Source organism: Gillisia marina (genome assembly GCF_000258765.1).
GTDB classification, from domain to species: Bacteria; Bacteroidota; Bacteroidia; order Flavobacteriales; family Flavobacteriaceae; genus Gillisia; species Gillisia marina.
The window spans coordinates 13254-29269 of record NZ_AJLT01000029.1; the positions used below are offsets into that span (position 1 = coordinate 13254).

At 36.2% G+C, this 16016-nt stretch carries 16 protein-coding genes and 1 tRNA gene; 5 read left to right on the top strand and 12 right to left on the bottom strand.

Annotated elements, in window-relative coordinates:
* Position 1: 1 nt before the first annotated feature.
* From ON07_RS08860 to ON07_RS17130, 3 genes are all read left to right on the top strand, one after another.
* Positions 2-856, top strand: a complete 855-nt coding sequence (locus ON07_RS08860) for an RluA family pseudouridine synthase (RefSeq protein ID WP_010230253.1) — start codon at positions 2-4, stop codon at positions 854-856.
* Between the two features lie 106 nt (positions 857-962).
* Complete coding sequence (gene rpoN / locus ON07_RS08865) at positions 963-2420, top strand: RNA polymerase factor sigma-54 (protein WP_010230255.1); 1458 nt, start codon at positions 963-965, stop codon at positions 2418-2420.
* Positions 2420-2692, top strand: coding sequence for a hypothetical protein (locus ON07_RS17130; RefSeq protein ID WP_237708892.1), 273 nt, complete (start codon positions 2420-2422; stop codon positions 2690-2692). The genes rpoN and ON07_RS17130 overlap by 1 nt, the downstream gene beginning before the upstream one ends.
* 328 nt (positions 2693-3020) lie before the next feature.
* Here the strand turns inward: ON07_RS17130 and ON07_RS08875 are convergent, their stop codons facing one another.
* The 9 genes from ON07_RS08875 to ON07_RS08915 all read right to left on the bottom strand — a co-directional run bounded on the left by ON07_RS08875 (position 3021) and on the right by ON07_RS08915 (position 9412).
* Complete coding sequence (locus ON07_RS08875) at positions 3021-3725, bottom strand: porin family protein (RefSeq protein WP_010230257.1); 705 nt, start codon at positions 3723-3725, stop codon at positions 3021-3023.
* 109 nt (positions 3726-3834) lie between these two features.
* Positions 3835-4311 (bottom strand): ExbD/TolR family protein, encoded by a 477-nt coding sequence (locus ON07_RS08880; RefSeq protein WP_010230259.1) that lies wholly within the window; start codon positions 4309-4311, stop codon positions 3835-3837.
* Between the two features lie 33 nt (positions 4312-4344).
* Positions 4345-4953 (bottom strand): ExbD/TolR family protein, encoded by a 609-nt coding sequence (locus tag ON07_RS08885; protein WP_010230261.1) that lies wholly within the window; start codon positions 4951-4953, stop codon positions 4345-4347.
* A gap of 3 nt (positions 4954-4956) precedes the next feature.
* Positions 4957-5394: a hypothetical protein gene (locus tag ON07_RS08890; protein ID WP_010230263.1), complete on the bottom strand. Its 438-nt coding sequence runs from the start codon at positions 5392-5394 to the stop codon at positions 4957-4959.
* Positions 5391-6203 (bottom strand): MotA/TolQ/ExbB proton channel family protein, encoded by an 813-nt coding sequence (locus ON07_RS08895; RefSeq protein WP_010230266.1) that lies wholly within the window; start codon positions 6201-6203, stop codon positions 5391-5393. Before ON07_RS08895 ends, ON07_RS08890 begins: the two co-directional genes overlap by 4 nt.
* A gap of 71 nt (positions 6204-6274) precedes the next feature.
* A tRNA-Ser gene (locus ON07_RS08900) sits at positions 6275-6362 on the bottom strand.
* Positions 6363-6434: 72 nt separating this feature from the next.
* Positions 6435-7463, bottom strand: coding sequence for an asparaginase (locus ON07_RS08905; RefSeq protein ID WP_010230267.1), 1029 nt, complete (start codon positions 7461-7463; stop codon positions 6435-6437).
* On the bottom strand, positions 7447-8589 hold the full coding sequence (locus tag ON07_RS08910) for a 1-acyl-sn-glycerol-3-phosphate acyltransferase (RefSeq protein WP_010230270.1): 1143 nt from the start codon (positions 8587-8589) through the stop codon (positions 7447-7449). Before ON07_RS08910 ends, ON07_RS08905 begins: the two co-directional genes overlap by 17 nt.
* 55 nt (positions 8590-8644) lie before the next feature.
* Positions 8645-9412 carry a TatD family hydrolase gene (locus tag ON07_RS08915; protein WP_010230271.1) on the bottom strand — a complete coding sequence of 256 codons (768 nt, stop codon included), beginning with the start codon at positions 9410-9412 and terminating at the stop codon, positions 8645-8647.
* Between the two features lie 51 nt (positions 9413-9463).
* Between ON07_RS08915 and ON07_RS08920 the strand changes: the two genes are divergently transcribed.
* Positions 9464-9901, top strand: coding sequence for a retropepsin-like aspartic protease (locus ON07_RS08920; RefSeq protein ID WP_010230272.1), 438 nt, complete (start codon positions 9464-9466; stop codon positions 9899-9901).
* 257 nt (positions 9902-10158) lie between these two features.
* Here ON07_RS08920 and odhB read toward each other — a convergent pair whose 3' ends face one another.
* Both odhB and ON07_RS15045 read right to left on the bottom strand, forming a co-directional pair.
* Positions 10159-11451 (bottom strand): 2-oxoglutarate dehydrogenase complex dihydrolipoyllysine-residue succinyltransferase, encoded by a 1293-nt coding sequence (gene odhB / locus ON07_RS08925; protein ID WP_010230273.1) that lies wholly within the window; start codon positions 11449-11451, stop codon positions 10159-10161.
* 175 nt (positions 11452-11626) lie between these two features.
* The gene (locus tag ON07_RS15045; protein ID WP_010230275.1) at positions 11627-14305 is read right to left on the bottom strand and encodes a 2-oxoglutarate dehydrogenase E1 component; all 2679 of its coding nucleotides are present in this window, start codon (positions 14303-14305) and stop codon (positions 11627-11629) included.
* A gap of 111 nt (positions 14306-14416) precedes the next feature.
* On the opposite strand from ON07_RS15045, the gene ON07_RS08935 reads away from it, so the two are divergent.
* Positions 14417-14965 carry a hypothetical protein gene (locus ON07_RS08935; protein WP_010230277.1) on the top strand — a complete coding sequence of 183 codons (549 nt, stop codon included), beginning with the start codon at positions 14417-14419 and terminating at the stop codon, positions 14963-14965.
* Here the strand turns inward: ON07_RS08935 and ON07_RS08940 are convergent.
* Positions 14962-15936 (bottom strand): polyprenyl synthetase family protein, encoded by a 975-nt coding sequence (locus tag ON07_RS08940; protein ID WP_010230278.1) that lies wholly within the window; start codon positions 15934-15936, stop codon positions 14962-14964. The genes ON07_RS08935 and ON07_RS08940 overlap by 4 nt on opposite strands.
* Between the last annotated feature and the right edge of the window lie 80 nt (positions 15937-16016).

The following is a 16016-nucleotide window of genomic DNA, read 5'->3' on the forward strand; positions in this document are numbered from 1 at the left end:
ATTGGAAATAATCGAATCGCATATTGTTCCTGCAATCGATACAAAAGTACGATTGCAGGAATACGCGGTTGGAATTTTTAAAATGCTTCCTTCCAAAAGCGGCTTAAAAAAGGCAATTAAAAAAGAGCAAATACGGCTAAACGGAAAAATTGCTGAAACTTCAGATTGGATAGAAGAACATCAGCGAATAGATTATATTCAAAAGGATGAAAAGCAATTAAAAGTATTTCAACTAAAACTGGAAGTAATTTTTGAAGATGACCACTTAGCCGTGATCAATAAACCCGCAGGGTATCCTACAAGCGGCAATTATTTTAAGACAATAGAACAGGCGCTCCCCTTCAATTTAGAGCCTTCAACGCTTCCTGATGCTCTGCCCTACCCTATTCCTGTTCACAGACTCGACAATCCTACAAGCGGTCTTTTAATCGTAGCAAAAACCAAGTCGGCGCAGTTAAAATTGCATCAAGATTTTGAAGATAAAAAGATTCAAAAAACATATTTGGCTTTGGTTACCGGTGAGACTCCCTTGGAAGATTCAATTCATACCAAAATCGAAGATAAAGAGGCCGCCACAACGTATAAAAAACTAAAGTCTTTTCAACATAAAGCATTCATATTCTCTTTAGTAGAAGTTGCTCCAAAAACGGGTAGAACCCATCAAATAAGGGTTCATCTAGCCTCTTCCGGTTTCCCAATTGTTGGAGATAAATTATATGGTTCTGGCGAGAATCCCTTCAGCAAAAAAGGACTTTATTTAGCCGCAATAGGTTTGGAGTTTTATCACCCAATACACAAAACGCTGCTTAAATTATATTTAGAATTTCCTTCAAAATTCAGGAAAGCAGTAAGTTAGCTTCCAAACAAGCATTCTTAACAAAAATTTACGAAACCAAAGTGGATGCCAAAGCGGCAATAGCATGCTTTTTGCTTATTTTTGTATTAAGCGCAATTTAATACCTATGCTAAAGCAGCAATTAAATTTTAAATTATCTCAAAAGCTCTCCCCTCAACAAATTCAGTTGATGAAGCTTATCCAATTGCCTACGCAGGCTTTCGAGCAGCGTATTAAACAGGAATTGGAAGAAAATCCTGCGCTGGAAGATGGAAAAGAAGACCTAGATGCGGAGTTTGACGATGAGTTTTCTAATGACGAATATGATAATGACGATAACGACACGATAGACGCCGACATTAATGTAGACGATTATCTAAGTGACGATGAAATCCCAAATTACAGACTTCAAGCAAATAACTATAGCGCAGACGATGAAGATAAGCATGTGCCTTATGCTTCCGGTACTTCTTTCGCACAACACCTAAAAACCCAATTAAGTACGTTTAGACTAACCGAATTGGAAAAAGAGATAGCAGAATTTCTAGTGGGAAGTGTAGATGAAAGTGGTTATATAAGAAGGACTTTACAAGATATTGTAGATGATCTTGCCTTTACACAGAACGTCTATACCGATGAAGAATCTGTTGAAAAGGTTTTGAAAAAAGTGCAGGAATTGGATCCTGCGGGAGTTGGAGCTAGATCGCTTCAGGAATGTTTATTGATTCAATTAAAACGTAAAGAATCTACTAAAGAAGTTTCTTTAGCAACAGACCTTCTCGATAAATCTTTTGATCACTTCAGCAAAAAGCATTACAACAAATTACTTGCAAAGCATGATATTTCTGAAGATGAATTAAGAAATGCTATTGATGTTATCGAGCATTTAAATCCGAAACCGGGTGGCTCTTTTGCAGGAAATTTAAGGATGGTAGAGCATGTAATTCCAGATTTTGCCATTAAAATTGTTGATGGAGAACTGGAACTAACCTTAAATGGTAGAAATGCTCCAGAAATGCACATTTCCAACGATTATAGCAATATGCTTAAGGGCTATAAGGAAGCTAAAGAAAAAACTAAATCGCAGAAAGATGCGGTTATGTTTATAAAACAGAAGTTGGACTCTGCAAAGTGGTTTATAGACGCAATTAAGCAGCGTCAACAGACTCTTATGGTTACCATGAATTCTATAATGAATTATCAAAAAGAATACTTCCTGAGTGGAGATGAGCGTAATTTACGCCCGATGATCTTAAAGGACATTGCCGATGAAATTGGAATGGATGTTTCTACCGTATCCCGTGTTGCAAACAGCAAATATGTGGATACTCCTTATGGTACTAAATTGATAAAGGAATTCTTTTCTGAATCTATGACGAACGATCAAGGAGAAGAAGTTTCTACAAGAGAGATTAAAAAGATCTTGGAAATATCTATTGATGAGGAAGATAAGCGCAAGCCTTTAACCGATGATAAACTTGCTAAGTTGTTGTTGGAGAAAGGATATCCTATTGCTAGAAGAACTGTAGCTAAATATAGAGAACAACTGGATATTCCAGTAGCTCGAATGAGAAAAGAGATTTAATGAAGTTCTTGATTAAAAGCGCTTCTTATATTTTTCATCCTTTGTGGATGCCTTTTGCCGGAAGTTTATTTTACTTCCTAGTCACTCCCAGATTCTTTCCCTTACCATTAATCCAGGCTAAATTATTGGCCATTGCAATTACCACCTTGTTTATACCGGTGGTATTTTATTTTCTACTAAAAAATTTAGGGAAGGCAGAATCTGTTTTTCTAAAAGATGTGAACCAGCGGCGTTGGCCTTTATTTTTTTTACAGCTTACTTATAGGTCTTAACCTCTACCAAATCTTAAACATCTATAATTATCCCGCGTTATATTACTTTTTTGTGGGGATACTATTTTCTATAATCACTGCATTCATTCTGGCTTGGCTAAAATTGAAAATAAGCCTGCACATGCTTGGTCTTTCAGGAATTTTAATGTTCGTATTAGCCTTAAGTATTTATTATAGGCTAAATTTAATTTATGTTATTGCCTTTCTAATTGTCGCCCTAGGATTAACCGCTACTTCAAGATTACACTATAAAGCGCATACTTGGCTAGAGTTATTTTTAGGTTTCTTTATTGGCTTTCTACCGCAATTAATAGTGCTTAATTACTGGCTATAGAATATAGAACATTAAGCCCAACTTAAAAGTAGATATTCCTACCGGAGTATTGTTAAGTTGAGCATCCTTAAAGAAAGGATTTAAGCTATAGTACACGTGAAAATTGAAGGTATTGTAACCAAAGGTAAAAGTAGTTCCCAAACGCAACCTTTCAAGTTCAGGAACATCGGTTTGAATAACTTGATTACTCCCCTGTCTAAAATTGGACTTGAAATAATAAACATACCCCAACTTAAGCCCAGTATATATTCTCCAGAACTTATACGTTTCGGGCGTGGAAGTTCGCCACCTGAATTCTAAAGGCAGCTCTACCAATTGAGTTGAAAATCTATTGGTATCATAATCTACCTCCGGATCATTTAAATTTCTGAAGATGGTGTTATTGTTTTCATCCTCCCCAATAAATAATTCCTGACCATAGGAATTGAGAGACCAACCTAGTCCGGCTCCAATAGCTATATTCCGGCGCTTATTAATTGGAAAATCACGAATAAAACCAAGATGAAGCCCGCCTGAAAATCCAGATTGAGCCACCGATTCCGGTAGGTCTGTTAACAAATGAAATGTTAGGCCAACATAAAACTGATCTTCCCTATAAAGACTATCAATCGGTTTTAGAAGCGTATCTATAGATGTTGTTTGCGAAAATGAAGACCAAAATGTAAAAAGGCCAAATGCAAAAATTAAAAGTTTTTTCATTTTCAAAACGTTAGTTTCCATAAATACTTAGAAAGTTAAATATATAAAAAAACATCCCATCCGGTAGATCCAGATGGGATGTTTTATATACAGTAATGTAACAGTCTTACTAATTCTTAGCTACTTCTCCTATTCGGGTAGTGTAGTTAATTTTAAGTGCTTCTGCTTTTCTTAATTCTTGTTTAATATCAGATACCAATCCCATATTTGTTTCAACATCTACTTTCAAAGCAGTGCTTAAATAAGGAATCAACTCTTCACGCTTAGTCTCTCTTTCTGCATAGATAAACTGCTGGATGTCTTTTACATCTGCAAACTTATCGTTTAACTGAATTCGAGCCTCACTACCAAATTTTTGTTGGTATCTAGGGCTTGGTTTACCTGCATAAATATACATTACCAATTCCTTTCTATCCAATTTTTCTACTTGGTCTGCAAAGGGTAACTTATTTTCAATCATCAAAGTATTTTGACGCATTACCGTAGCCACCATAAAAAAGAAAAGCAACATAAAAACGATATCTGGCAATGAAGCCGTGTTTACCGCCGGTAAGTCACCACTCTTTTTCTTTTTAAATTTAGACATATCTAGATTGAATTTAAAATGTTATTTAGTCTACTAGTTCTTCGGTTCTGCTTCAGATAACTTCTGAGGATACATGTTCTTCACTTGATCTATTTGCTCTTCTAACTTATCCTTATTACCTGTAAAATTAGGATCGTTATACTTAGCTTCCATTTCAGTATAATCCATACCGAATAATCGCTGTGCTTCCCTGTTTCTTAATTCGTTATATGCAGCAACCAACTCATTCTGAACAGAAATATATGTTCTGTATTCAGTTTGACGGTCATTAACTAACGAGATAATAGCTTTTGTAGGATTGTCTGAGGATGCAGGATCCTTAGCTCCCTTACAGTAACTACAAGCTTCCTCACCTTGTCCAGCTCCATTATCTAGAAAATCTTTAGCAGCCTGACGTAATTCGCTAAGTTGCATTACTTGATCTTCTACTAATAAATCGTTATTTCTGTTAACGATTACTGTAAAGATGTTTTTCTGCTTAATAACCGGCGGCTCTACGTTCTCATCTTGAATAGGGGGCAATTTACGGCTGATTCCCCTATCGGTCTCAATTGTTGTAGTAACCAAGAAGAAAATTAATAGCAAGAATGCTATATCGGCCATAGAGCCGGCATTTACTTCTGGTGCTGATCTTTTAGCCATAATTTATTTTATTAGTTTTCTTATTCCGGAAAGTATCATAGCTCCAGCTGCAATTGCTGCTAGAATATAAAATACAACAAGCCCGGCACCAACCCAATGGTCTGCACTAGCAGATAAAGTATCACCATCTTTAAGTTGAACTTCATTACCATCGGTTAAAACATAGGCAATAGCTATAACAAGTACAAATGCTCCTACTGAAATTAAGGTATTCTTCACGTTTCCGGAGAACAATCCTTTAATTACAAAGAGACCTACTATTAGTATACAAATAGCTAGTACAAGATAGCCAACCCACATCATAGGTTCTAGTAAGCTATTTTGATCTTCCGCTGAGGCGGAAATAGCATCATCACCAGCTATAATAATTCTACCCAAAAGGATAAGACCTATTACACCAATAACAAGTGCTAAATATTTTAAAACTTTGTGTACGGTCATGATTTACTATTTCTTAGATTCTTTTTTTTGTTTTTGTAATCAACTAACATGTCGATCAATAAGATAGAAGCATCTTCCATATCGTTTACAATACTATCAATCTTAGCGATGATATAATTATAAAAAATTTGAAGTATAATCGCTACGATCAAACCAAATACAGTTGTAAGAAGTGCTACTTTAATACCACCTGCTACCAATGAAGGTTGCATATCTCCTGCAGCTTCAATTTTATCGAAGGCTTGAATCATCCCAATTACCGTACCCATGAAACCTAACATCGGAGCCAAAGCGATAAATAAAGATACCCAAGATACATTCTTCTCAAGTTGTCCCATTTGCACACCACCGTAAGCAACAACCGCTTTCTCAGCAGCTTCAATACTTTCGTCAGCACGATCTAATCCTTGATAATAGATTGAGGCAACCGGTCCACTTGTATTTCTACAAACTTCTTTTGCAGCTTCAACACCACCATTATTTAATGCATCTTCAACATCCTGAGCTAATTTCTTAGTGTTTGTTGTAGATAAGTTTAAAAAGATAATTCTCTCGATGGCAATTGCCAAACCTAGAATTAAACATAAAAGAACGATCCCCATAAATCCGGCACCACCTTCTATAAAACGCTTTTTAAGTTCTTGGTGAAAACCTAATTCTTCCTCTTCTGTGTCGAGGCTTGCTTCGTCATCCTGAACGATCGTCTGGATATTATCAGGTAAGATGTTTACATTAATTGTCGCATTAGCTTGTGCAGCTCCAAATAACATAATCGAAGCGATTACCAAAGTTGAAAATAATCTTTTCATTACTGTTTGTCTTAAATTAATTAGTTAAAGGGTTAAAGATATAAAAATAAACTTTTAATAAAAATAAATTGCAGAGAGGAAGGGATTCGAACCCTCGATACGCTTTTGGCGTATACACGCTTTCCAGGCGTGCGCCTTCGACCACTCGGCCACCTCTCTAATTAGCTTATTTTAATTAGTGCGCCAAATAACAAAAAAAAATATTACCAACAAAATAAGAACCGTTAATATTTATAACATTTCGCCACGCAGGGAAGTCTCATAAATGGTTTTGAATACTTTAGGTGATAATTCTTTTCCTAAAAGGTACATTAATTTCGCAATTGCCGCTTCGGTAGTAATATCTTTTCCAGATACCACTCCTATTTTCTTAAGTTGGGTACTAGTCTCGTAATTGCCCATTGCCACACTGCCGGCAACACATTGGGTAACATTAATAACTACCAAACCTTTAGAAATATGCTTTTTTAATAAATTTATAAACCAGGCATCTGTTGGTGCATTTCCACTACCAAATGTTTCTAATATAACACCTCGAAGATTTTTCTTTGATAAAATATGCGATACCGTACTCTCCGTTATTCCGGGAAACATCTTCAGAATTAACACATCCGAGTTAAATTCTTTGTGCAATTTCACCCTCTTTCTTCTATTTGTAACCCAAAGCGCTGAATGATTTACTGATAAATACACACCAGATTCTGCTAAAGGAGGATAATTTGAAGAGGAAAAGGCCTGAAAATGCTCTGCATTTATCTTCGTAGTTCTATTGGCTCTATATAATTTATATTCAAAATAAAGGCCTACTTCAGAAATCACGGGTCGACCTTGCTTTTGCAATCCGGCAATCTGAATACTTGTAATTAGATTTTCTTTGGCATCTGTTCGTAAATCACCAATTGGTAATTGAGAACCCGTAAAAATGATAGGTTTTGTAAGATTCTCAAACATAAAACTCAGTGCCGAAGCAGTATAGGACATGGTATCGCTTCCATGAAGCACTACAAAGCCATCATACTCCTCATATCTTTCTTCGATGATATTTGCTATCTGAATCCAATTCACAGGATTCATATTAGAAGAATCTATTGGCTCTTTAAAACTTATGGTATCTATGGAATGTTCCAGCAGTTTAAGCTCTGGAATGTTTTGAAGTAACTCGCTAAAATTAAAGGCCTTAAGAGCCCCTGTTTCAAAATCCTTGATCATACCAATGGTTCCCCCGGTATAAATCAATAAAATATTAGATTTTGTTTTCATTCAGGGCTTCGTTATTTATTACCGGATTGGCATACATTAAAAGGTAACTATTAACTTCAAGGGCATTTTTAACATCTACCCGGCGTGTTAATCTTCTTTCGAACTGCCTTTTTTCCTTATCGGTATAACGACTTGCGTGTGCATTAGAATTGCTTAACAAATCGCAAGCAATATAATTTGCAGGCCAAAGTTTGTAATTTTTATAGATCTTGGAATCAATAGCGCCGGCAATCGCCTGCAACTGGTCGTTCACGGAATGTTCGCTTTTCTCCAATTCTGCAAACCAATTCTCTTCCAGAATATCCCCAGCAGTAATATGGATTCTACCCTTATTTCCTAGTGCTCCCTTTAAAATAGAGTTAAAATCTTCGTGCGCAGATTTTTTATACACCTCTTCATTTCTCTTAGCCATCAATTCCGGCATCTTAAGAACATCTGTAGGATCAAACTCGTAAGAAATAGAAACAGGAACAATTTTAATTTTTGAAAAATATTCAAAAATACTCATATCTCCTTTGGCCATGGCCAACATTTTGAGTACTCCTTGCTGCGTTACATCATTCCCATCTTTAGTTCGCCCTTCTCGCTGCGCCATCCAAACAGATCTATTATCTTCCAGCAATAGGTGCCTAATATATTCTGAAAGATTTTGGGAACTACGAAGCATTTCCCTAGGGGTAAGCCCACGCTGAACCAAAAAGTTTCTATTTAATCTAGAAAGAAGTAATAAAAAGGGTTTTTGAACCAGATTATCACCAATTGCTGAAGCCGTCATTATTAAATCCTGCTCATACAAAGCACAATTAATAAGACTGGTATCTAAAATGATATCTCTATGATTAGAAATAAACATGTAGGATTGGTCCTTTTCTAGCTTATCAAACCCACTATACGTAAGGCCCTCAGAACTTTTTTCTAAAACTTTTTTTACGGAGTGATAAATGACCTTACCTTGAAAATCGTAGATCGAATGGCAATCGCTTAGTATTTGCTTAATCTCTTCGAAAGATTTCTCAGGGAAAGTAAACTGTAACAATGCTTTGATCATTGGATGATTCGCGTACTTATACAAAGCCGCTTGCACCTCATTATCATTATAAAATCTTATTTCTTCGAACTTAGACACGTATATTTTTTGATTAGCTTCACAAATGAACAAAATAATATGTTAATTCCCCACATTACACCCCGAATATATCTTTGGAGCTTTTTGTGGTAATTGCTGCGACCTCTTCTAAACTTAGCTCATAGAGCGTAGCGATTTTTTCTGCTATTATCTGAATGTGAGCACTTTCATTTCTTTTTCCCCTATATGGAGCAGGAGCTAAATAAGGAGCATCGGTCTCTAAAACTATATCTTCAATAGGTATTTCAGCAAGAAATTTATCTAAACCACCATTTTTAAATGTCACAACCCCACCAATTCCCAGTTTCATATTATAAGAAAGCGCTTTTAAGGCTTGTTCTTTATTTCCCGTAAAACAATGAAAAATCCCATAGAGATCATCTCCCTTTTCAGACTCTAACACTTCAAAAACCTCATCGAAAGCATCTCTGCAATGAATAACTATTGGAAGATTCTTCGATTTCGCCAGTTGAATTTGCCGCTTAAAAGCAATTTGTTGCTCCTTTAATAGAGTCTTATCCCAATAAAGGTCTATCCCTATTTCGCCAACTGCATAAAAAATTCTCTGCTCAAATTGCTGCTCGATATGCTGCAATTCTTCTTCAAAGTTTTTATTGACAGAAGTTGGGTGCAAACCCATCATTAAATAAATATTCTCGGGAAATTGAGCTTCTAGCTCGTACATAGCTTTTGTATGTGAAGAATCTATCGCAGGAATAAAGAAGCGGGAAATTCCTTTTTCGATAGCTTTTTCAATAGCTTCTTTCCTATCGGCATCAAACTCTTTACTATATAAATGCGTGTGAGTATCTGTTAAAATCATAAAGGCAAAAATAATTTATTTTGAAGACCTATCTTTACCAAAACACAAAGAATGTCGTCCCTAAGAAAACTACTGGAAAGCCAAGGCTACCATAGAATTAAATTAAAATATACCGAAACCAATCATTTTGAGTTGGTAGCGAAAATAAACAACATTGAAGGAAATTTTATTCTCGACACCGGAGCATCTAGCACCTGTGTAGGCTTCGATGCTGTTTCGCATTTCAATCTTTTAGCTGAAGAAAGTAAAATTAGAGCAGCAGGTGCCGGAGCAACTAACATGCTCACTCAAATTGCCTCTAAAAACAGTATTGAAATTGAAGGTTGGAAAAAGAAAAAATTAGATTTGGTTTTATTTGACCTCACTCATGTAAATGAAGCATTGGTGAACCACAAAGCTGAAAAAGTACACGGAATACTAGGTGCAGATATCCTAAAAAAGGGAAAAGCAGTTATCGATTATAAAAACAAAGCCCTGTACTTAAAATAACTAAAAAAATGGGGAAAAACCCCCACTAACTTAAAGCTGATTTCCTTTTATATTTGAAATATAAGTTAAAGGTTATGAGAGTTTTATTCGATAAAAAATCGTTTTCAGATCTAGGAGTCATTATGTTAGCTATTGCAGTAATTGCGGTGCTACTTTTAAATATCCTAACATTGATCGCTTTATTTTAATTGAAATAAAACAAGAAAAAGGGTCACAATAAAAATTGTGACCCTTTTTTAATACTTATATGTTTGAATCTATAATTCCAAAGCTCTTTTCACATCGTTATCCATCAATAATTCTGTTGGATTTTCCAATGACTCTTTCACAGCAACCAAGAAACCAACAGATTCTCTTCCGTCAATCACTCTATGGTCATAAGAAAGAGCCACGTACATTATTGGTCTAATCTCAACATGCCCGTCTATGGCAACTGGTCTTTCTACAATATTATGCATTCCCAAAATTCCACTTTGAGGTGGGTTTAATATAGGAGTAGATAACATAGATCCAAAGACACCACCATTGGTAATTGTAAAAGTACCACCAGTCATTTCGTCTACAGTAATATTTCCATCTCTAGCTCTTAAGGCAAGACGCTTCACATCTTCTTCTACAGCCCTAAAGCCCATATTTTCTACATTTCTCATTACAGGAACCATCAAGCCTTTTGGCCCGGATACCGCGATGCTAATATCTTTATAATCGTGTTTTATTTGAAAATCTCCATCTATCATAGAGTTTACATCTGGATACAATTCTAAGGCACGAACAACTGCAAGGGTAAAGAAGGACATAAATCCTAATCCTACTCCATGCTTATCCTTAAATTCTTCTTTATACTGTTTGCGCAAAGAGAAAATCGCCGTCATATCTACTTCGTTAAAAGTAGTAAGCATTGCGGTTTCATTTTTAACACTTACTAAACGCTCTGCAACTTTTCTGCGAAGCATAGACATTTTCTTGCGCTCTTCACCTCTTTTTCCTGCACCCGGAGTTCCCATAGAAGCCTTAGCTTGTACAGCATCGTCCTTAGTGATTCTACCATCACGACCAGATCCAGAAACAGATTTAGAATCTATCCCTTTTTCATCCAAAATCTTCTTTGCTGAAGGAGATGGAGTTCCGGTGGCGTAACTTTTCTTGTCCTGTACTTGAGATTGCGTTGAAGGCTTAGAAGGCGTTTGAGTTAAAGCTTCAGCTTTATCGCTATTCGCTTTGGTTGAAGTTTCCTCTCTTTGCTCTTTTACTTCCTTCTCTGCAGATTTATCGTCAGATTTTGCTTCAGCTTTATCGTCTCCACCTGGTTTTGCAGCATCTGTATCTATAAGACATACAACTGCACCAACGGCAACAGCATCACCCTCTTCAGCTTTTAGTGTAATTATTCCGCTAGCTTCAGCAGGAAGTTCCAAGGTTGCCTTGTCGCTATCTACTTCAGCAATAGGCTGATCTTTTTCAACATAATCTCCATCTTCTACTAGCCATTGAGCTATTTCTACCTCTGTAATAGATTCTCCCGGAGAAGGAACTTTCATTTCTAAAGCCATGATCTTTTGTTTTATTGTTTTGAATCTTCCATATCACTATAGAAGGGTGTTATATTTATTAGTATTGGTAATCGATTAAACCATTGTTTTATCGAAAACACTTGCAATTACTTTTTCGTGTCGTTTTTTAAATCTTACTGAACTACCGGCTGCCGGTGATCCATAGAACTTTCTACTACACACTCTGAATTTTTTTCGCTTCATCATAATGCAATAATAAGTAACTATACGCCCCCATATTTCTTGGTTCTTCCTGAGCCCAAACAATATCATCGGCATTTTTATATTTTGCCATTACTTCTTTTATCTTCTTTTCTGGTAATGGAAATAACTGTTCTACTCTTACTAAAGCAATATCATCCCGCTTATTCTCTTCTTGAGCTTCTAAAAGATCGTAGTAGAATTTCCCGGTACAGAACACCAAAGACTTTACTTTCTCCACCTTCGCGGTTGCATCATCTATCACGGTCTGGAACGTTCCATTTGCGAATTCCTCTTTTGTAGACAACACCTTTGGATGCCTAAGCAAACTCTTTGGAGTAAATACAATTAGAGGTTTTCTATATTTCACCTTCATTTGTCTTCTCAACAGGTGATACATATTTGCAGGAGTTGTTACATCTGCAACAAACATATTATCTGTGGCACAAAGTTGAAGAAAACGCTCCATTCTTCCTGAAGAATGCTCTGCTCCCTGCCCTTCATATCCATGTGGCAATAGCATTACCAATCCATTCTGTAATTTCCACTTATCTTCTGCTGCAGAAATATACTGATCCATCATGATCTGTGCACCATTTACGAAATCTCCAAACTGAGCTTCCCAAATAGTTAAGGTATCCGGACTTGCCATGGCATATCCATAATCGAATCCAACCACACCATATTCTGACAATAAGGAATTGTATATACTGAATCTCCCTTTTCTATCCGGAATATTATTGTGAAGTATGATTTCTTCTTCGCTTTCTTCTACTTTTACAACGGCATGTCTATGAGAAAAAGTTCCTCTCTCTACATCCTGCCCACTCATTCTTACACTATAACCTTCAGTCATCAAAGTTCCGTAAGCAAGTAGTTCTGCCATTGCCCAATCCAGTTGATTGGTCTCAAAATACATTTTTTCACGAGCCTCGATTAGCTTAGCGATTTTTCTAAGGAACTTCTTATCCCCCGGAAGTTTTGTAATCACTTTTGCTACCTCATCAAGCGTTTTAATATCTATAGTAGTATCTACAGGAGCCATCATTGCATCTTCCTGTACATTCTCATAGCCCTCCCATTCATCTTGCATGAAAGGAGTAATTCTTGTAGTATCCTCTTTTCGGGAATCTTCTAATTCCTCTTCGAGTTTTGCCTTGTACTCTTCTTCTAGCTTTTTAACATAGCCCTCGTCTATAATTCCACTTTTCACCAACTTCTCCGCATAAATATCTCTCGGATTCTCATGCTTCGCAATTGCTTTGTATAATTTAGGCTGCGTAAATCTAGGCTCATCACCTTCATTGTGTCCGTACTTTCTATATCCTAATAGATCTATAAAGACATCTCTTTTAAATTGCATTCTAAAATCCAATGCAAAAAGAACTGCATGAACCACCGCTTCTGCATCATCTGCATTTACATGCAATACAGGCGATAAGGTAACTTTTCCAACATCTGTACAGTAGGTTGAAGAACGTCCATCTAAGTAATTTGTAGTAAATCCAATCTGGTTGTTTACTACTATATGTATAGTTCCGGCTGTTTTATAACCTTCCAATTGTGCCATCTGAACCAACTCATAAACCAGTCCTTGACCAGCGATAGCCGCATCTCCATGCACGATAATAGGTAACACCTTAGAAAAATCGTCCTTATATCTTCTATCTTGTTTTGCTCTGGAAATACCTTCCACAACCGCACCTACCGTCTCTAAGTGAGAAGGGTTTGGCGCAATATTTATATTTATTTCTTTACCACTTGTAGTAGTTCTACAACTTGTCCACCCTAAGTGATATTTTACATCTCCATCAAAAATATCCTGTTCATAATCTTTTCCGTCAAACTCGCTAAAGATATCTTTCGCGCTTTTTCCGAAGATATTGGTAAGCGTATTCAATCTTCCACGGTGAGCCATTCCCATTACGAAATCTTTCACACCAAGATCGGCAGCTTTTTCTATAATAGTATCCAAAGCTGGGATCAAACTCTCGTTTCCTTCAAGAGAAAATCGCTTTTGTCCTACATATTTAGTATGAAGAAAACTTTCAAAAGAAACCGCATTGTTTAATTTAGAAAGAATATTCTTTTTTTCAGCATCCGTGAAATTTGGCTGATTATCGTTGATATTTAATTTATTCTGAATCCATTCAATCTCCTCAGGCTTTCGAATATACATATATTCTATCCCAATAGATTGGCAATAAATTGATTCTAAATGACCTACAATCTCTTTTAGAGTTGTCGTTCCAATTCCAATAATTTCACCTGCACTAAATGTTTTTTCAAGATCTTCTGATGTTAATCCGAAATTCTCCAAAGCTAAAGTCGGCACATATTTTCTACGCTCTCTAACCGGATTCGTTTTTGTAAATAAATGTCCTCGAGTTCTATAGCCGTCTATTAATCTTATTACCTGAAACTCTTTTTTTATATTATCAGGAATTTCTGAAGTATTTAATGCTTGCGGTGCAGCCCCATTTTCTTGATGAGATCCTTCCGGAAGCTCCCCGTTTTGCTCCATTCCAAAGTCGAAACCTTGAAAGAAAGCTCGCCAGCTAGGTTCTACACTATCTGGGTTTTGTAAATACTGATCGTAAAGATTTGCGAAGTAGGCTGTTGGTGCAGCGTTTAGAAATGAAAATTTGTCCATAAGTGGAAACTAATGTTTCTTTTATATTAAAACAAAGCAAAAATACAATTTTTAGAATTTATAGCTTATAGAAATACTTATATTTATCCTTCATCTTATAAGAATTTTAACATGTTTAAAAACTTCCACGGTATCAAGTATTTGGTTTTTTGCTGCCTTTTCATCGCTCTTTTTTGTTCTAATAATCTTTCAGCACAAGAAAAAACAACTACAGATCGAATTGATGCGAAATTTTGGGATTCAGTAAGATTTGGTGGTAGCTTAGGTTTGAGTTTTGGTAACAATCAATTTACGGGTATCCTTGCGCCTTCTGCAGTTTACGATTTTAATGAGATTGTTTCAGCCGGGGTAGGATTGAGTGCCGCTTACGCTAAACAGAATCAATTTAAGGCAACTAGTCTTGGCGGAAGTGTGCTTACCTTAATAAGACCTGTGCGTTTTCTCCAACTTTCAGCAGAATTTCAAGAATTAAATATTCATAGGAAATTTGAATTTGATGGAGCAAATGTAGAAGAGCGCTATTGGGTTCCCGCACTATGGACAGGAATTGGCTATAGAACTGGAAATGTTGTTGCCGGAATTCGATATGATCTTTTGCACGATGAAGACAAAAGTTTTTACAGCAATGCTTTTATGCCATTTGTGAGTGTCTATTTTTAAACCTTACGATCCATAAGAGAAGAACCAAACTGCCTTAACAATGCTTTTTTGTTCTCTGGCAAGTCTATTTGATCCAAGACCTCGAAAGCTTCATTTGTATATTTTGAGATTTCTTTTCTTGTAAGTTCTGCGGCTCCACTTTCTTCGAAAATTATTTTCACAGCTTCTATCTTTCCACTGGCATCCATAGGATTAATAGAATAAAGATCCTCTAAATTATTAGAAGTTAATTTCCCAGAATTTTCTAAAGCTTTTAAATACAAAAAGGTCTTCTTATTTTCTATAATATCACCGCCTACTTGTTTTCCAAAAGTTTTTGGATCACCAAACGCATCTAAATAATCGTCTTGTAGCTGAAATGCAATTCCTAGCAACCTACCGTATTGATATACCGCTTTTTTACACTCCTCAGAAGTTCCTGCTACAATAGCGCCCATTTGCAAAGAAGCACCTACTAAAACAGCAGTTTTGTATTCTATCATTTTAAGATAATCTTCTATCTCTACATCATCCCTACTCTCAAAATCTATATCGTATTGCTGCCCTTCGCAAACCTGAATGGCCGTTGTGGTAAATAATTGGGCTAACTCCTTGAAAATTATACCCTCATAATTTTCGAATAACTGATATGCATTAATTAGCATCGCATCCCCGGAAAGTATCCCGGTGTTTAAATCCCACTTTTCATGTACAGTCGCCTTCCCTCTTCTTAATGGAGCATCATCCATAATATCGTCATGCACCAAAGAAAAATTATGAAACACTTCTATCGCCAATGCCGCATCTAACGCTTTTTCAAAAGGAGTGTCAAATATTTCAGCACTCATAAGCACAAGAACGGGACGTAACCTTTTCCCACCAAGATTTAGTATATAGGTAATAGGTTCGTAAAGATTTTTAGGCTCTTTAGTCTCTACTTTCAAATTTAAATACTCGATAAAAGCTTCTCTATATTCAGAAATAGTGTGCATTCGCAAAATTTTCGGCTAAAATACCATAATTGAGAACATATTCTAAACTTAAGCCTTGGTTAAATATCTATTAAACTTTG